Source organism: Congregibacter variabilis (assembly GCF_045689235.1).
GTDB classification, from domain to species: Bacteria; Pseudomonadota; Gammaproteobacteria; order Pseudomonadales; family Halieaceae; genus Congregibacter; species Congregibacter variabilis.
In genome coordinates, this window is sequence record NZ_CP136864.1 from 2,688,496 (window position 1) to 2,705,062 (window position 16,567).

Annotated in this window: 17 protein-coding genes; 8 read left to right on the plus strand and 9 right to left on the minus strand. The window is 55.5% G+C overall.

Annotation, left to right across the window (positions count from 1 at the left end):
- Positions 1-37: 37 nt before the first annotated feature.
- Together R0135_RS11905 and R0135_RS11910 are read right to left on the minus strand one after the other, a co-directional pair.
- On the minus strand, positions 38-1,045 hold the full coding sequence (locus R0135_RS11905; RefSeq protein WP_407347077.1) for an AraC family transcriptional regulator ligand-binding domain-containing protein: 1,008 nt from the start codon (positions 1,043-1,045) through the stop codon (positions 38-40).
- Positions 1,046-1,127: 82 nt separating this feature from the next.
- A complete protein-coding gene (locus R0135_RS11910; protein WP_407347078.1) occupies positions 1,128-2,030 on the minus strand; it encodes a LysR substrate-binding domain-containing protein in 903 nt (300 codons plus the stop codon).
- Between the two features lie 119 nt (positions 2,031-2,149).
- On the opposite strand from R0135_RS11910, the gene R0135_RS11915 reads away from it, so the two are divergent.
- Complete coding sequence (locus tag R0135_RS11915) at positions 2,150-3,031, plus strand: pirin family protein (RefSeq protein WP_407347079.1); 882 nt, start codon at positions 2,150-2,152, stop codon at positions 3,029-3,031.
- Between the two features lie 29 nt (positions 3,032-3,060).
- Positions 3,061-3,621 carry an NADPH-dependent FMN reductase gene (locus tag R0135_RS11920; RefSeq protein ID WP_407347080.1) on the plus strand — a complete coding sequence of 187 codons (561 nt, stop codon included), beginning with the start codon at positions 3,061-3,063 and terminating at the stop codon, positions 3,619-3,621.
- A gap of 3 nt (positions 3,622-3,624) precedes the next feature.
- Here R0135_RS11920 and R0135_RS11925 read toward each other — a convergent pair whose 3' ends face one another.
- From R0135_RS11925 to def, 5 genes are all read right to left on the minus strand, one after another.
- On the minus strand, positions 3,625-5,073 hold the full coding sequence (locus R0135_RS11925) for a TrkH family potassium uptake protein (RefSeq protein WP_407347081.1): 1,449 nt from the start codon (positions 5,071-5,073) through the stop codon (positions 3,625-3,627).
- Between the two features lie 8 nt (positions 5,074-5,081).
- Positions 5,082-6,458, minus strand: a complete 1,377-nt coding sequence (gene trkA, locus R0135_RS11930) for a Trk system potassium transporter TrkA (RefSeq protein ID WP_407347082.1) — start codon at positions 6,456-6,458, stop codon at positions 5,082-5,084.
- 108 nt (positions 6,459-6,566) lie between these two features.
- A complete protein-coding gene (gene rsmB, locus R0135_RS11935; protein ID WP_407347083.1) occupies positions 6,567-7,871 on the minus strand; it encodes a 16S rRNA (cytosine(967)-C(5))-methyltransferase RsmB in 1,305 nt (434 codons plus the stop codon).
- Positions 7,868-8,827, minus strand: a complete 960-nt coding sequence (gene fmt / locus R0135_RS11940) for a methionyl-tRNA formyltransferase (protein WP_407347084.1) — start codon at positions 8,825-8,827, stop codon at positions 7,868-7,870. The genes rsmB and fmt overlap by 4 nt, the downstream gene beginning before the upstream one ends.
- A gap of 7 nt (positions 8,828-8,834) precedes the next feature.
- Positions 8,835-9,341 carry a peptide deformylase gene (gene def / locus R0135_RS11945; protein ID WP_407347085.1) on the minus strand — a complete coding sequence of 169 codons (507 nt, stop codon included), beginning with the start codon at positions 9,339-9,341 and terminating at the stop codon, positions 8,835-8,837.
- 89 nt (positions 9,342-9,430) lie between these two features.
- Here def and R0135_RS11950 point away from each other — a divergent pair, with 89 nt between their 5' ends.
- Genes R0135_RS11950 through aroE form a run of 5 tightly spaced genes read left to right on the plus strand, consistent with a single transcriptional unit; the run spans position 9,431 to position 14,079 of the window.
- Positions 9,431-10,516 carry a LysM peptidoglycan-binding domain-containing protein gene (locus tag R0135_RS11950; RefSeq protein WP_407347086.1) on the plus strand — a complete coding sequence of 362 codons (1,086 nt, stop codon included), beginning with the start codon at positions 9,431-9,433 and terminating at the stop codon, positions 10,514-10,516.
- Positions 10,517-10,532: 16 nt separating this feature from the next.
- A complete protein-coding gene (gene dprA, locus R0135_RS11955; protein ID WP_407347087.1) occupies positions 10,533-11,660 on the plus strand; it encodes a DNA-processing protein DprA in 1,128 nt (375 codons plus the stop codon).
- 38 nt (positions 11,661-11,698) lie between these two features.
- Entirely contained in the window at positions 11,699-12,262 is a 564-nt protein-coding gene (locus tag R0135_RS11960) for an L-threonylcarbamoyladenylate synthase (protein WP_407347088.1), read from the plus strand.
- Between the two features lie 48 nt (positions 12,263-12,310).
- On the plus strand, positions 12,311-13,243 hold the full coding sequence (gene hemF, locus R0135_RS11965; protein ID WP_407347089.1) for an oxygen-dependent coproporphyrinogen oxidase: 933 nt from the start codon (positions 12,311-12,313) through the stop codon (positions 13,241-13,243).
- Positions 13,240-14,079 carry a shikimate dehydrogenase gene (gene aroE, locus R0135_RS11970; protein WP_407347090.1) on the plus strand — a complete coding sequence of 280 codons (840 nt, stop codon included), beginning with the start codon at positions 13,240-13,242 and terminating at the stop codon, positions 14,077-14,079. Before hemF ends, aroE begins: the two co-directional genes overlap by 4 nt.
- Positions 14,080-14,081: 2 nt before the next feature.
- Here aroE and R0135_RS11975 read toward each other — a convergent pair whose 3' ends face one another.
- Entirely contained in the window at positions 14,082-14,651 is a 570-nt protein-coding gene (locus R0135_RS11975) for a gamma carbonic anhydrase family protein (RefSeq protein ID WP_407347091.1), read from the minus strand.
- Positions 14,652-14,864: 213 nt separating this feature from the next.
- Here R0135_RS11975 and R0135_RS11980 point away from each other — a divergent pair, with 213 nt between their 5' ends.
- Positions 14,865-15,068, plus strand: coding sequence for a YheV family putative metal-binding protein (locus R0135_RS11980; protein ID WP_407349917.1), 204 nt, complete (start codon positions 14,865-14,867; stop codon positions 15,066-15,068).
- On the opposite strand, the gene R0135_RS11985 is transcribed toward R0135_RS11980, so the two are convergent.
- A complete protein-coding gene (locus R0135_RS11985) occupies positions 15,019-16,386 on the minus strand; it encodes an MATE family efflux transporter (RefSeq protein WP_407347092.1) in 1,368 nt (455 codons plus the stop codon). The genes R0135_RS11980 and R0135_RS11985 overlap by 50 nt on opposite strands.
- Positions 16,387-16,567 lie beyond the last annotated feature (181 nt).

Genomic DNA, 16,567 nt, shown 5'->3' on the forward strand with positions numbered 1-16,567 from the left:
ATGCCAAAGTTTTGGCCAATGGCGACAAGTTTTTTCGTCAGCGGTGGATAGTCTCCAATCGATAAGAGCGAGGCGTTTGGCCCGCCCAGCGTTTGAATGCCCGAGTGAAGGCGCTTTGTTCGGCAAAGCCAGTCAGGAATGCCACTTCGGCAAGGCTGTAGTCTGTCTCGCGTAAAAGCTGCTGTGCAAGATCTTTACGTGCCATATCGACCACACTTTGAAAAGAAAGCCCCTGATCTGATAAGCGTCTCTGGAGCGTTCGAGAGCTAATGCTTAGTTCGTTTGCAATAAGTGACAGTCTCGGCACCCCCTCGCTCAATACGTTGGCAATCACGCGCCGAACCTGTTGTTCTAATGCAGTGTCGTCTGTGCGTAAAGCGAGTTCCTGCTCTAGATGCTGGTCAAAAAATTTGGCAATGGTCTGGTCGCCAAGTTTGTTTGGAGCCGTCATGCTCTGCTGGCTGACAAGCAAAGCATCGCGCCCGGAACGAAAATGCACCGGGCAGCCGAAATGATTTTCGTAGACAGCTATATCGCCCCTCGGCGCATGCTTAAAATAGACGGCGAGGGGCTTGAAGTTCGTGGTACTGACTTCCTGGCTAATGGTATTCACCGCCGACATGCTCGCTTCATTTGAAAGAAGCGCTCCTGGGTGACCATCGTTTACTTTGTCGAGGCGGAAGAACACGCCATCGACGGTCTTTTCAAGAGAATAGGATTCTGCGTTTCCAAGGATATGCCCATAGCGCTCGGACCTCACATAGGAGCCACGCAAATTGGGCGCTGACTTCCATGCAAGACCGAAAGCGCCATAGTCGTCGCTGCGCATGGCCGCCCCGATTCGAAGCGGCAAGCGCAGGCCGTCGGGATCCCTGTCCGCAAGCCGGGCAAAGAAGTCGTAGTACGCCGATGAAGAAACCATTTTTGCTGCATCGACTGGATCCTCAGGACGGAGACCCAAAGCTTCGACCAGGTCGTCCGTTGCCACGCCTGGACTCGCCTGGTCGATGACTTTGTAGACGTAAAGCGAAGTGATCTGGCTCATAGGGATAGTGATACAGCAATTTTTGATACTTTGGCAATGTCTGTGCCTCAGGCTCCCAGCTATTGCTAAGGCGATTTTTGCATCAGAGTGCGGTTACTCGCGGCAACTCCTTGCCCAGGACGTCGCAAAATGCGCGAACAACCGGCGGAACCCCTTTGCGAGAGGGCATCACGACGCTGATATGCGCGTCCCCCGCTGACCAGTTCGGGAGTACGTGTAGCAGTTGACCACTTAAGATTTCTTTGCGGCACACATACGCGGGCAACGCGACAATCCCCAAGCCGTCGCTTGCAGCTTGCTTGAGTGTCACCATGTCGTCGCTGCAAAGCCGAGCGCAGAAGGGAACCGACACCTGCTCCTTATTTGAGCCTCGCAGGGACCACTCACCGTGGGGGCTTGTCCAACCCATCTTTAATCCTGCATGTCCGCGAAGTTCCTCGGGCGTCGTGGGCAAATCTACCCGCTCCCGGTAAGTCTGTCCGGCGAAGAGACGCCAGGGCGAAGGGGCGATGACACGTTGTATAAGGCTTGAGTCAGGCAGTGGGCCCATATGTCCCCTAAGGGCTATGTCGATGCCGGACTCCACCAGATCCACGGTCTCATTGCTTACTTGTTGTGTTATTTCCACATTGGGATTGTTGATCAGGAAATTGGGGACAATCTGGCTAAGAGCAAATTGGGCCATTCCAACGGAGCAGGAAATGCGAACTCTTCCCGACAGGGTCTGCGTATGGTTGGTAACCGCGGCGTCGGCCGCCTCCATGGATTCAATAGCACACCGCGCGTGGCGATAAAATTCCAGACCGACGTCCGTCACTGCGAACTGCCGTGAGGTTCGCTGAATGAGTCGGATGCCCAGCCGCTTTTCCAGCTGCTGTACGTGCCGGCTTAAACGAGACTTGGGAATGTCCAGGGCCCGGCTCGCCGGAGCAAAGCCGCGCTTTTCCACGACATGCACAAAGTAGAAATAGTCGTTCAGGTCCAAACGGGACTCCTGTCGGGCACTACCGTTCTATTAATAGAACGCTTCTTTCTGATTGTGCCACTTCTGGTCTGCTTTAATCCATGGCTTTATAGGGGCATCACTCAGCACGGAGACAGATCATGAACGCTAAAGTTAGTATCGCCAGCCCGGTCCCCCACCAGCCTACCGTCATCTCAGACCCCGTTGATCCGGGGCAGCTGAGAATAGGGAGTGGCTTCGAAGCGCTGACGTTCAGGCATGAGGATTTCGACGGCCTCATGGATCCACTGATCATGGTCGATCATTTCACCATGGCCGCGCCCACCTTCGGCCCCCACGGGCACGCAGGAATTTCTGCGGTGTCGGTTCTCTTCGAAGACAGCGAAGGCGTCTTCAACAATCGCGACTCCCTCGGCAACGACATCGATTTGATGCCCGGCGACCTCTACTGGCTAAAGGCCGGCCGAGGCGGCATGCACGACGAGAAACCTGCACCCGGTGGCCGAACGCATGGGTTGCAGATGTTTGTGAATCTTCCCGCCGCTAACAAGTACGATGATCCGCGGACGCTTCACGTCAAGGCCGCGCAAATACCGACCGTCGAATCCGAGCGCTATCGAGTGCGTGTTGTTCTCGGTGAAAGCAACGGCGTGCGTGGTGCGTCTTCACCTGCCTTACCCCTGACTATCCTTGACGCGCAGCTTCGGGCGGGAGGGACTTATTCCCATAGTGTTGCTGCAGGAAACAGCGCCTGGGTTCACTCGGTATCCGGCGATTCGGAGCTTGTCATCGATGATCAGCGGGTGAGCCTGCAACAAGGGCAGGCGATCTCCCTTCGCTCCGGCGGCGACGAGGTGCAACTCAAGCTGCATAGTCAGGTGGGCGCTAAGATCGTCGTGGTCGAGGCTGCACCGCTTCGCGAGACTTTCGTGCAGAAAGGGCCTTTTGCCATGGCTACGGAGAAAGATGTAGAGCAAATAGTTGCCGCCTATGAGCGCGGTGATTTCGGCTCTATCGATTGATTCAAATATCTAAACAGGAGAAACCAAATATGAACGTTGTCGCCTTTGCCGCCTCAAATTCCCGAACGTCGATCAATCGCATGCTGGTTCGCTATGCAGGTGAAGCCCTTCGCGGTCTAAACCCCGCGGTGGAGATTACCTACCTTGATCTCAACGACTTTGAAATGCCCATATTCAGTGTCGAGCGAGAGGTAGAGGGCGGAATTCCCGGACCTGCCAAGGATTTCTTCGATTTAATCGGCACTGCAGATGCCGTGATTATCTCCTTCGCCGAGCACAATGGTTCCTATACGGTGGCATACAAGAACGTCTTCGACTGGGCCTCGCGAATTAGGCCCGAGGTCTACCAAGGAAAACCGCTGATTGCCCTGTCGGCATCCCCAGGCCCGCGCGGCGCGGCAGGCGTGCTTGATACCTTTCTGGCCGGTGCGCCCTTTTTTGGCGCTAAGGTCATGGCCTCTCTCTCCGTGGGATCCTTTGGGGAGCGCTTTGATCCGGAGTCGGTTACTCCCAGTGATCCAAAGCTCTATGAGGAGATTCGCCAGACTGTGGCTTCACTTGGCGACAGTGAGAAAAGCCCAGACCTTTAAATGTCAATTACGCCAAAACATCGGCGTAAACAGTACTAGCAGCGTGAACACCTCGAGGCGTCCCAATAGCATGGCAAAACACAGAACGGATTTAGCGAAGTTGCTGATCTCACCGTAGTTAGCGGCGACGGAGCCGAGGCCCGGACCGAGATTATTAAGCGCGGCAGCCACCGCAGAAAACGCGGTGATAAAGTCCAGGCCGGTTGCCATCAACACCAGCATGATCACAATAAACGCAAAGGTATAGACGGCAAAAAAGCTCCACACGGCACTGACTACCGTGGCTTCTACACGCCGGTTACCCACTTTGAGAGGAATAATGGCATGCGGATGTATCAGCTGCTTTAGCTCACGTATTCCCTGCTTATAAATCAACATAAGGCGCATCGCTTTGATACCGCCACCGGTAGATCCTACGCAGCCGCCCATGAACGAAAACATCAACAGCATCATGGGCAGAAAGCCGGGCCAGATCGAAAAATCCTGGGTCGCAAAACCGGTAGTCGTGGTGATGGAAACGGCTTGAAACAGACCGTGCACCAGGCTGTCCTGCGTGTTTAATGTTTCAGAGAACATCAGGTACGCACAGGTGATTCCCACGCATACGGCCATGGCGCCCGCAAAAAAACGTGCCTCGGAGTCTTCCCAGTAACCAACCATGCTGCGACGACGAAAAGCCGCAAAATGTAAACCGATGTTGAGTGCCGATATGAGCATGAACATGGTGCTGACCATGTAAATGGCGTCGCTCTGAAAATAGCCCATGCTTGCGTCGTGGGTACTGAAGCCACCGATGGCTACCGTTGCAAAGGCATGGCAGACCGCGTCAAACCCTGACATGCCCGCCAGACTATAAGCACCGGCACAAAGCACCGTGAGTGCCAGATAAATGGTAAACAGCGCCTTGGCCGTTTCGGTGATCCGGGGCGTGAGTTTGCTGTCTTTACTGGGGCCCGGTGTTTCTGCGCGATAGAGCTGCATGCCACCAATACCCAGCATGGGCAATACCGCAACGGCGACTACGATAATTCCGATACCGCCCAACCACTGCAGCATTTGGCGATACAAAAGAATGGATGCGGGTAACTCGTCCAGGCCTGTCAGTACAGTGGCGCCCGTGGTGGTTAGTCCCGACACAGACTCAAAAATGGCGTCGGTGATATCCATGTTCAGGGATTCTGTAAGGGCAAAAGGTAAGGAGCCGAACAGTCCCAGGACAATCCAGAAGAGCGCGGTGACCAAAAAGCCATCACGAATTTGCAGGTCGCGTTTTACTCCGCGTAGAGGTAGCCAAAGCGTCGCACCGGACATCAAGGTAATCGCAAAGGCAGAAATAAAGCCTGTGACCGTATCGTCATCAGCAAGCACCGCTATCAACAGTGGCGGCAGCATGGTGACGCTAAAGAGAGTCAGCAGTAGCCCAAGAATGCGCAGACTGATAGAAAAGTGCATGTGATGGCCTAGGAGAAGAAACCAAAGCCCACAGCGAAGAGCTTCTCCACGGCATGGATTTTGTGTTTATCGACCAAAAACAGGATCACGTGATCGTCGCTTTCTACCAGCAGGTCGTGGTGAGCGATGAGTACTTGCTCGCCGCGAACAATAGCGCCAATGGTGACACTGTCAGGCAAGGGGATTTCTTCAATGCGTCGGCCTACTACTTTTGACGAATAAGCATCGCCGCGAGCAACAAGCTCAATAGCTTCTGCGGCTCCTCGACGCAGCGCATGCACCGCGCTGATGTCACCTTTGCGTACATAGGTAAGAAGACTGCCAATGGTGATTTCTTGCGGTGAGATGGCAATATCAATTTCGTCGCCTACAAGTTCGGCATAGGCTGGGTTAGTGATCAGCGTGATTACTTTCTTGGCTCCCATGCGCTTGGCCAGCATGGACATCATGATGTTTGACTCATCATTGTTCGTAAGCGCGCAAAAAACGTCTGTGCGATCTATGTTTTCTTCTGCAAGGAGCCCCGGCTCAGCGGCACTGCCGCCAATGACTAATGTGTTTTTGAGTTGCTCTGACAACATCCGACAGCGGCTGCGGCTGTACTCAATAACCTTTACAGAAAAGTCAGTTTCCAGCGATTGAGCCAGCCGCGCACCAATGTTTCCACCGCCCGCAATCATGATTCGTTTATAGGGCTTATCAACCCGACGCAGCTCGGAGGTTACCTGGCGAATGTGCTTGCTCGCTGCAATGAAGAACACTTCATCGTTGGCTTCGACGACCGTGTCCCCCTTGGGAATAATTGCGCGGTCCCTACGAAAGATGGCGGCAACACGGGTGTCGACCTTAGGCATATGCTCACGAATGGTACTGAGCTCTTTGCCCACAATAGGGCCACCGTGGACTGCTCGTACAGCGACCAGTTGGCAGCGGCCCTCTGCAAAATCCAGCACTTGCAAAGCGCCCGGATTGACAATCAACTGCTTTATAGACGATGTGATCAGCTGCTCGGGGCCAATAATGACGTCTACGGGAATGTTTTCTGCAGAGAACAGTTGTTCCTGATGATCCAGATAAGCCTGCGAGCGAACGCGGGAGATTTTTCGCGGGGTACGAAAGAAAGTGTGAGCAACCTGACAGGCCATCATGTTGATCTCGTCACTGTTGGTGACGGCAATCAGCATTTCGGCGTCTTTGGCACCGGCTTCTCTTAGGGAGTCCGGGTGCGAAGCGCTGCCAGTTACAGTACCGATGTCCAGACTATCTTTTAGGGCACGCAAACGCTCGCTGTCAGTATCGACAATCGTAATATCGTTTTTTTCGTTTGCCAGGTGCTCTGCGAGCGTTCCGCCCACTTGTCCGGCACCCGCGATAATGATTTTCATGCCGCTATAACCCCAGCGTTGCGGTGGCTGCACAGTACTGCAATCACTTGCAGCAATACAGGTCTGATATGGGGAATTCTCCGCTCAAACGTCGCCATGAAATAAACCTCAGCCCTGTTTACGCAACATCGCAAAGTACAGTCCGTCAGTGCCGCTGATGTCTGGAAGTAATTGTAGACCGTGCGAGCAGGCTTGCGTACTTGCCAGGTCAAGTGTTTCTTCGGTGGCATCATTTTGCCGGGCAAGAAACTCTGCCACCGTCTGGCTGTTTTCTTCCGGCAGGATAGAGCAGGTGACATAAAGCAGGCGCCCACCTGCTTTAAGCAATGGCCAGACTCCGTCCAGAATCGCGCGTTGCTGCGCCGCAAAACTCCTGGCGTCTTCTTCGCGACGCAGAATTTTTACATCCGGGTGACGCCGAATGACTCCCGTTGCGGAGCATGGAACATCCAGCAGCATGGCATCAAAAGGCGCGCTTTCTCTCAATGCCGCTGAGGGTGTCGCGCCGTCACAGGCCAGTAGCGTCGCGCTAAGCCCTAAGCGATCCAGGTTTTCCTGCACACGGTGTAAGCGCTCTTCACTGATATCCATCGAGATGAGGCTAAGGCCTGTGGATTGCTGTTCAAGAATATGGCAGCTTTTACCACCGGGTGCGGCACAGGCATCCAGAATACGTTCCCCTGCCTTGGGAGCCAGTAACAGCGCGGCTAACTGTGCGGCTTCGTCTTGCACGCTGCACAAGCCGTCGCCAAAGCCTGGCAGCTGGGTAACATCAACCGCTTGCTCAAGAGTGAGTGCCGCGGGGCTGAGGGCGCCGGCGTGAGAGCTGATTCCCGCATTCGCCAATTGCTGTTGATAAGTATCGCGCTCAATCCGAGACAGATTCACCCGCAGGGTCATGGGGGGATGACTATTATTTGCCTGGGCTATTTGCTCTCGATATTCTGGCCAATGTTCACCCAGTGCATCCCACAGCCAGTCGGGCTGTGCGGCCGCTGCCGCCTCGCTGAGCGCGCTGTTGAGTGCGTCCTCTTCACGTTGAAACCTCCGTAACACCGCGTTGAGCAGCCCCGATAGTTGGCGCTTTTTTAGCACCGTCGCGGCGTCCACCGTGGCGCTTACGGCCGCGTGAGCAGGAATACGCATGCTTGTGAGTTGATAGAGGCCGGCCAGCGCGAGGGCGTGGACATCACGATCCTTGGCCCGAAGCGGTTTCTGTAAGAGCTGATTTAGCAGTGCGTTTAGGCGCGGGTATTGCCTCAGAGTCCCAAAACATATTTCGCGGCACAGGGGCTGGTCGCGCTCGGGAAGTGTGGGGAGATGGGACTCCAGCGCCCGGTCCAGAGAATTTCCGCGCAATACTTCAGCAATTGTTCGAGCGGCACAGGCGCGAACCGCTGCTCCGGGCTTCATGTGCCGGCTTGCATGGAAAAGCGCTTGCCAGGGGCAAACAAATCACCGCGTCCGCGCAGCAAGTCACGCGCCTGCATTGCCTTTGATCCCGCCATCTGCAGGTTTTGCAGCACAATTGCGCCGTCACCGCAGCGCACGGTAATACCGTGATCGTCGCTTGTGAGAATACTTCCAGGTTGCTCATCTGAGTCGCTGGCAACAGGCTGAGCTTCCCATATCTTCAGGCGTTGCCCTTCAAAAAAGCTATAGCACCCGGGTGCGGGATTAAATGCATTGACGCGTCTGGCGATGCCAGTCGCTGCGTCCGTCCAATCAACAAGGGCTTCTTCTTTGGTGATCTTTGCCGCGTAACAGGCTTGTTCGTCATCTTGAACGGTGGCTGCGCTGAGATGCGCGGGTAGATCATCCAGTACCTCCAACAACAGCGCTGGCCCAATCTCTGCAAGTTGCTCATAGAGATCGCCACTGCTTGTTTGCGCCGAAATCGCGCAGGGACCGTGGGCGAGCATGGGGCCAGTGTCCAGTCCTGCATCCATCAGCATAATGGTTACGCCACTTTCTTTATCGCCGGCCTCTATTGCGCGCTGTATAGGCGCGGCACCGCGCCATCGCGGCAGTAAAGACCCGTGGACGTTTAGACAGCCATAGCGCGGCAGATCCAATACGTTCTGCGGCAGGATCAATCCGTAAGCTACAACGATCAGGGCGTCGAGTTGCAGCGCGGCAATGCTCGCCAATGCTTGAGGGTCTTTAAGACTGGGTGGCTGTAGTAGTGGAATCTGATGATTTTCAGCGAGAATCTTTACCGGGCTTGGGCGATCTTTTTTACCCCGACCCGCGGGCCGGTCCGGCTGGGTAAGCACTGCAACCAGTTCGTGCTGTGAGCCTATGAGTCCTGCCAGGTGCTGAGCGGCGAAATCGGGCGTGCCCGCAAAGGCCAGGCGCAGCTTAGACACCTCGTGCTCAGGCTCGCAGCCGATGGGCTTTTTCGAGCTTGCTGCGAATTCGGTTACGTTTGAGAGGCGAGATATAGTCGACGAACAGTTTGCCATCCAGATGGTCAATCTCGTGCTGGAGACAAATGGCCGCCAAGCCGTCCAGTTCCATACTAAAGGCTTCGCCGTCACGTCCCATTGCATCGACCCGGACGGTTTGGGGGCGATTCACTTCTTCATAAAAGCCCGGCACCGATAAACAGCCCTCGTCATAGCTGCCCAAGGTATCGTCAAGGATGGTCACTACGGGGTTTACAAAGACCATGGGCGTATCGCGGTCTTCTGAAGTATCCAGCACCAGTAGGCGCTGATGCACATTTACCTGCGTTGCAGCCAGACCGATACCCGAGGCGGCATACATGGTTTCGATCATATTATCGATGAGTGAGCGAAGAGCGTCATCGACGACTTCCACGGGTTTTGCCACCGTGCGAAGACGCGGATCGGGAAATTCTAAAATATCGAGGACTGCCATCAATCTAACTTCTACCGTAGACTGCGATAGTATAACGTGGACATTAATGCGCGAACACTGCGCAAGCTCCGTGCCCGGGAGAAATACCGATGACAAAATGGCTGATTAACGCCCCCTCAGCTTCACGTAAGAACAGCCCCCGCCTGCGGGGTTGGTGGACCAGTGTTCTTTTAATGTGCGCCCTGGTACTGCCGGGGATAAGCCTGGCGCAGGATGCGTCGGTGAGATCCGGCGCGCCAGAGAGCTATGTCGTCAAGAAGGGCGACACGCTTTGGGGCATATCGGATATGTTTTTGGAGCAGCCCTGGCTTTGGCCTGAGGTATGGGATGTTAATCCCCAGATAGATAACCCCCACCTGATCTTCCCAGGGGATACTATTTATTTGAGTTATGTAGACGGTCGTCCGCGCTTGTCGCTGGCGCGGGGTCGGGACGTAAAGCTCACACCTAATATGCGAATTACACCATTGGACCTGGCCATCCCGGTGATTCCTCTGGACGATGTTAATGCGTTCTTGATGCGTCATCGCATCATTGGCCCGGATTTACTGGAGTCCTCGTCTTATGTTGTAGCCGGAGGGCAGGAGCATCTGATAACCGCTAATGGCGACACAATCTATGGTCGCGGTTATTTTCCCGAGGGCGAGCGGGCTTATGGCATCTATCGCGCGGGAGATGTGTATCGTGACCCAACCACCCTCGAAATCTTGGGTTATCAGGCTCAGGACATTGGTAACGCGCAGACCAAAAGCAGTCTGTCGGACCCGGTAGTAGAGCTCGAAGTTACCCGTGTGACCGAAGAGGTTCGTATCAGCGACCGGTTGCTGCCGCTGGATGAGCGAATTTTGGACGCGACTTTTCAGCCCCGGGCTCCCGATGTAGACGTCGAAGATGCCTTTATGATCGCCGTTGATGGTGGCGTTACCCAGATTGGCACCTGGGATATTGTCGTACTGAATAAAGGTGAGCGTGAAGGTTTGCAGGTGGGTCACGTACTGGCTATTTACCAAACTGGCGAAGTCGTTTTTGATGAGATTGCGCAAACCAACGTGAGTCTGCCGGACGTTCGTGCCGGTCTGGCGATGGTCTTTGAAGTCGCAGAAAAGGCCAGCTATGCCCTGGTACTCAAATCCAACCGTCCGCTGAAAGTGATGGACAAAGTTAAAAACCCCTGACGTAAGCTCCTGCGTCATGGATGACATGACGCGGGAACATTACCTTGCACTCCTTAGTTGGTTTGGGCCCCAGACACAGGGTCTTGGGGCATTGCTGCGCGAATATGGCACGCCGCAGGCGCTCCTTACGGCAAACTGGCAGGATATACACGCGGCGGAGCAGCTGGCAGCAGCACCACCTGCAACGCAGCGTGCGCTGGGACTTGCCCGAAAACACTGGCCGCGCCGTAATTCCAAAGCACCGTCAGTCAATGCTGTAAAAGCTCCGTCGGATATCTTTATCCCCTTTGGCGATTTGCACTATCCCCCGTCTCTTCGAGCAGCCCCCGACCCACCGCCGTGGTTGTTCTGTCGAGGCGACCCAGCCTGTCTTTTGCGCCCCACGGTAGCTGTCGTTGGCAGTCGTCGAGCCAGCCATGCCGGCTTGCGTGGAGCTGAGCTCATCGCTGAGCGTCTCGCCGCGGCTGGTTATACGGTGTGTTCGGGCCTTGCTTTGGGTATTGACGGTGCGGCGCACAGAGGGGCACTAAAGGCGGGTTGTACATCGGCGGTGCTTGCCTCGGGCATAGATCGCGCGTCGCCTGTACGGCACCGTCCCTTGGCAGAGCAAATTACGCAAACCGGTTGTCTTGTTAGTGAGCTGCCCGCAGGGACTCCCCCTGCCAAACACCAGTTTCCTCGTCGCAACCGAATTATCAGTGGTCTCGCACAGGCTACAATTATTGTTGAGGCAGCATTGCCCAGTGGGTCTTTACATACGGCGGCGGCTGCACTGGAGCAGGGCCGGGATGTCTACGCACTGCCCTGGTCTATTTTTCATGCACAGGGCGCCGGTTGTCTGCGCTTACTACGCGATGGTGCGACGCCCATTACCGCGCTGGCGGACCTTGCTAGCTGGTTTCCTGGTGTTGCCGGGCAAAGGAATGCTCCTGAGCAAATGCCCTCGGGAAGCGCCGGAGAAATCCTGCAACTGCTTGGCGATGATGGCCTTTCATTGCAAGCGCTCGTTCAAAGCACCGGCATGTTGATACCGCAGTTGCTGGCCTTGTTAAGTGAGCTGGAAGTCCAGGGCTGGCTGACTCTTAGCGATGGACGCTATTGTCGCGATAACCGCAAGCCTTGCCAGTCTCGAACCAGTTGCTAGAATCGGCGCCCCTTGTCCCGGACCTTCCTTTGAGCTGCATGTTTTCACCCGCTAATTTTCGCACGCGTTTATGTGCCAATGTCCTGGCCGGCGGTGGTGTGATTGCCTGTCCTACGGAAGCGGTGTGGGGCTTGAGTTGCGATCCTTTCAGTGAAAGCGCGGTGCAGCGGCTTTTGGATCTGAAGGAGCGCCCGGCGCACAAGGGGCTGATACTTGTCGCCGGTGATGAATCTCAGCTGGAGTTTTTGCTCAAAGACCTCCCGCTAACGCTCCGGCGAAAGGTGAGCGTGTCCTGGCCGGGGCCGAATACCTGGTTGGTGCCCCACCATGGTCGGGTGCCTGCTTTAGTGCATGGACAGTTTGAGAGTGTCGCTGTGCGGGTGAGTGGCCACCCGGGGGTTCGACAACTGTGTCGCGTGTACGGCGGGCCGTTGGTGTCCAGTTCTGCAAATGTGGCGGGCCGTGCGGCACCCAAAACGCTTCTTGAGGTGCGTAAGTACTTTGGCACTCGGCTCGATGGCTTGCTTCCAGGGAATGTGGGCGCTGCGGGGCGGCCGTCAACAATTCGTGACCTGTTCACTGACGAGGTGTTTCGTGCCTAGGGATTTAGCGACTCATCCGACATTAATTCTAATTAAAGGATCTGCGCCATGAGCGAAATGATCGACCAGGTCAAAGAATATCTTTTGGGTCTTCAGGACAGCATTTGCGAAGGTCTGGCCCAGGTAGACGGCGAGGCAGAATTCAGTATTGAGGAGTGGGATCGCCCCGAGGGTGGCGGTGGACGCAGCCGAGTTTTGGTCGATGGCGCAGTACTCGAAAAGGCCGGCGTTAACTTTTCGCATGTGATGGGTGACTCGCTCCCCGGATCGGCAACGGCGGTACGACCCGAGCTCGCCGGTCGAAGTTACCAGGCACTTGGGGTATCGCTGGTCATCCATCCGAATAATCCCTATGCACCGACCTCGCATGCCAACGTTCGGTTGTTCATTGCCGAAAAGCCCGGTGAGGAACCCGTTTGGTGGTTTGGTGGCGGTTACGACTTAACGCCCTACTACGGCTTTGATGAAGACTGCATACATTGGCATCGCACGGCAGCAGATGCCTGTGCACCGTTTGGCGACGATGTGTATCCCCGCTATAAAAAGTGGTGTGACGAATATTTCTACCTCAAGCACCGGGACGAGCCTCGGGGCGTCGGCGGTCTTTTTTATGACGACCTGAACAGCTGGGACTTTGAGACCTGCTTTGCCTTTATGCGAGCCATCGGTGATTCCTATCTGGAAGCCTACCGACCTATTCTCCAGTGCCGCAAGGACACGCCTTATGGCGACCGCGAGCGTCAGTTCCAGCTCTATCGCCGGGGACGCTACGTAGAGTTCAATCTCGTTTTTGATCGTGGCACGCTGTTTGGCCTTCAATCCAATGGCCGCACCGAGGCAATATTGATGTCGCTCCCACCGCTTGTGCGCTGGGAATACGCCTATAAGCCCGACGCCGGTACGGAAGAGGCGCGCCTTACCGATTATTTTCTAACCGGTCGTGACTGGCTGCAACTGAACGACACTGGAGCTGCGCCATGACCGACAAGCTTCGATTTGCGGTGTTTGGCAATCCCATCAAACACAGCCGTTCGCCCTTGATACACGCTGCCTTCGCGAAGCAGTGCAATGTGCCCTTGGAATACCGGGCTTTGCGAGTTGAGTTAGGTGATTTTGAGCGTGCGGTTACTGCATTCTTTGATGCTGGTGGCAGTGGCCTGAATATTACAGTGCCTTTCAAGGAACAGGCAGCTGCATTGGCTGCAGAGCTCACGCCCCGCGCTGCGCGAGCCACAGCTGTGAATACCTTATGGCGTGACGCCGATGGCGTGTTGCACGGCGACACAACCGATGGTGTTGGTCTGGTACGGGATATGGTTGCGAATTTAGGGTGGCGAGTTCAGGGAATGCGGGTGTTGATCGTCGGCGCCGGTGGTGCCGTGCGCGGCGTGCTTGAGCCTATGATGCGTGAACTTCCGGACTCGGTGCATATTGTTAATCGAACTGTAGAGCGCGCGGAAACATTAGCGAGAGAGTTTGGCGTGCTGGGCAAGGTCACGGCTGGCGGATACGAAACTCTCACGGACAGGCAGTTCGATTTAGTCATTAACGCAAGCAGCGCCGGCCTCCAGGGTGAGGGCCCGACACTTCCTGCCGGTATATTGAGCGAGCGCTGCTGTTGCTATGACCTGTTGTACGCGGCGGAGCCTACTTTGTTCATGCGTTGGGCAGCCCACAATGCTGCCTGGGCGGTGAGTGACGGCTTGGGCATGCTGGTCGAGCAGGCGGCAGAAGCTTTTTATGTTTGGCACCGTCAGCGTCCCGAAACTCAACCGGTAGTTCAGCAGCTTAGGGGCGTACTGGCTGCAGCGGCCTGATTCTAATCGGCCGCTTTGTCGAGCTCTTCGATGTGCTCATCCTTTAAGCGCACATAATTACCCGCACTGTAGCTAAAGAAAGCCATTTCTTTTTCGGTGAGCTTGCGAACCTGTTTTGCCGGAGCGCCGGCATACAGGTAGCCGCTTTCCAGACGTTTTTTGGGTGTGACCAAGGCCCCTGCGGCAATAACAACATTGTCCTCAACCACGGCTCCGTCCATGACCACCGAGCCCATGCCCACAAGAATACGGTTGCCTAGCGTACAGCCATGTAAAGTGGCGTTATGCCCGATAGTGACCTCCTCACCAATGCTTAGAGGCCAGCCTGCAGGGTTGAAGTCGCTGGCATGAGTAATGTGCAGGACACTGCCATCCTGAACGCTGGTGCGCGCGCCGATGCGAATAGTATGCATATCGCCGCGGATGACCGTTGCCGGCCATACGGAAACATCGTCGCCCAGCACTACGTCTCCGGATACCACTGCGCTGGGGTCAATTAGAACCCGATTGCCCAGTTGGGGCGTATGTCCTCTAAAGCTTCGCAGACTCACTTTGGTGTAATGCTTATGCACGGTGTTGTTTGTCCTTAGTAATAATGAGCAAGTACATTATTGTGGCCCCAAACGCTGAAGCAGACCACCGGGTCTGATTTTGTTGCGCGCACAGATTGTTTGGCCGAAGCCCTGCAGAAAAAAGAGGAAGTAAATCTTGAGGAACGACCAATGAGCGGATTTCAGAGTCGCAGACGCTTTATAGCCGGAGCAGTATGTCCCCGCTGTAGCGAAATGGACAAAATCGTTGTCGATCTGGACAGTGACCAGCGCGAGTGTGTCGCCTGCGGCTTCAGCGAAGGAAGGCCGGAGGCACCTGCTGTGCAAGAAGTGAAAACCCGGGTGAGCCGAGCATCCGCGCGTCGCGTCGAAACCCCGGCCCAAGTGGTTAGGTTGCTTGATCCTGGCTCCAATGCTGCCAGCGACGCTGACGAGTAAAATATACAAAGCTCACAGCCAGGGTGATCCCGCGACTGGCGTTAAACAAGGCGAAGGATAGCCAAAGGCCCTGATTTCCAAGCGCGGTGCTCGCGTAGTAACAGGGCAGATAAACCACCAGTGCGCTAAAGAGCATGCTCAGCATCATTGCTCGTGTAGCTCCGGCGCCAATGAATAAACCATCCAGCAGATAGCTTGGTGCAGCTATAAGCGGCAACGCGACCAGCCAAAGACTCTGGGCGCTCATAATGCGCAGCACCTCCGGTAAGCCGGTCAATAAGGGAAAGAGCCAGGGTTTACCCAATAGAATTATTGCGCTGATCACGAAGGCCGACACACCGGTCCAGAGCGCGCAACGCCGACTCACCGCAAAGAAGCGCTTTGTGTTGCCACTTCCCAGTGCTTCTCCGGCCAGACCCTCGGCTGCGTAGGCAAAGCCGTCCATGGCAAATGCCGCGAACAACAAAAATTGCATCATCACGGCATTGGCAGCGACCACTTCAGGGCCAAGGCTTTCGCCCGCTGCGGTAAAAAATGCAAAGGCGAACAACAAAGTTAGGGTGCGAAAAAACAGGTTTAGATTGTTGTGCAGCAGATGCAGATAGGGCTTTAGCTCGCGCAGCTGCGCCCACAGCGCAGAGCTGAACAACGATATCCATTGCTTTCTCAGCCCGATGATAGCGATGACCAGACCGACATATTCGGCGATGACCGTGGCGATGGCTGCGCCGGTGCTAGCAAGTCCCAAGCCCAGAATAAACAGCGCATCCAACACAATATTGATCAGGTTGGTGATGATGAGAATGCGCATGGGCCAGCGGGTGTCCTGATGGCCGATAAACCAACCCACCGCGGTGTAAGTCAGCAAGACCGCGGGGGCGCTGAGTAGGCGCAGGCTGGCGTAGTTGTCGGCGGGAATCTGGATCTCTGCCCGGGTCCCCATGATGGCAAAGCCCAGCGCGAGCAAAGGCCCCTGAAACAAAAGCAGCAGTGCCGCCAGCGACAATGCGATAAGCGCAGAACGCGCGAGTGCCAGAAGCGCCCGGGTTACATCTCCAGCCCCATTTGCCCGGGCTACCTCGCCGGTGGTACCCATGCGAAGGAAACTAAAACCCCAATATAGAAACGACAATACGGCGCCGCCGACGGCGACTGCGGCCAGGTGTGTGGGGCTATCGAGGTGCCCAAGGAGCGCCGCATCCACCAAACCCAAGAGAGGGATAGAGATATTTGCGATGATTGCCGGCCAGGCAATAGCCCATATCTTGGCGTCCAGCTCCTTTGGCATCGCTATATGTTGGGGTTTATCCCTGTGCAAGACGGCTTCCTTTGGGGGTTTGCTAAATCACTTGTAAATCAGCGCGTTAGTAGGTTTATGGAGAAGCTTTCGCTATAATCGCCGCGCTTCAGGGGGAAGTGGCCATGAGCCACAATTACTACAACTCTAACCAGCCTGTCGCCGTCAGTCATGTAAACCCGGGGGAAACATGGTTTACAAC

Coding starts and splice junctions, on each gene's coding strand:
- R0135_RS11905 (WP_407347077.1), bottom strand. CDS start 1,045: ATGAGCCAGATCACTTCGCTTTACGTCTACAAAGTCATCGACCAGGCG.
- R0135_RS11960 (WP_407347088.1), top strand. CDS start 11,699: ATGTTTTCACCCGCTAATTTTCGCACGCGTTTATGTGCCAATGTCCTG.
- R0135_RS11915 (WP_407347079.1), top strand. CDS start 2,150: ATGAACGCTAAAGTTAGTATCGCCAGCCCGGTCCCCCACCAGCCTACC.
- trkA (WP_407347082.1), bottom strand. CDS start 6,458: ATGAAAATCATTATCGCGGGTGCCGGACAAGTGGGCGGAACGCTCGCA.
- R0135_RS11980 (WP_407349917.1), top strand. CDS start 14,865: ATGGACAAAATCGTTGTCGATCTGGACAGTGACCAGCGCGAGTGTGTC.
- R0135_RS11950 (WP_407347086.1), top strand. CDS start 9,431: ATGACAAAATGGCTGATTAACGCCCCCTCAGCTTCACGTAAGAACAGC.
- dprA (WP_407347087.1), top strand. CDS start 10,533: ATGGATGACATGACGCGGGAACATTACCTTGCACTCCTTAGTTGGTTT.
- R0135_RS11920 (WP_407347080.1), top strand. CDS start 3,061: ATGAACGTTGTCGCCTTTGCCGCCTCAAATTCCCGAACGTCGATCAAT.
- def (WP_407347085.1), bottom strand. CDS start 9,341: ATGGCAGTCCTCGATATTTTAGAATTTCCCGATCCGCGTCTTCGCACG.
- aroE (WP_407347090.1), top strand. CDS start 13,240: ATGACCGACAAGCTTCGATTTGCGGTGTTTGGCAATCCCATCAAACAC.
- R0135_RS11925 (WP_407347081.1), bottom strand. CDS start 5,073: ATGCACTTTTCTATCAGTCTGCGCATTCTTGGGCTACTGCTGACTCTC.
- hemF (WP_407347089.1), top strand. CDS start 12,311: ATGAGCGAAATGATCGACCAGGTCAAAGAATATCTTTTGGGTCTTCAG.
- rsmB (WP_407347083.1), bottom strand. CDS start 7,871: ATGAAGCCCGGAGCAGCGGTTCGCGCCTGTGCCGCTCGAACAATTGCT.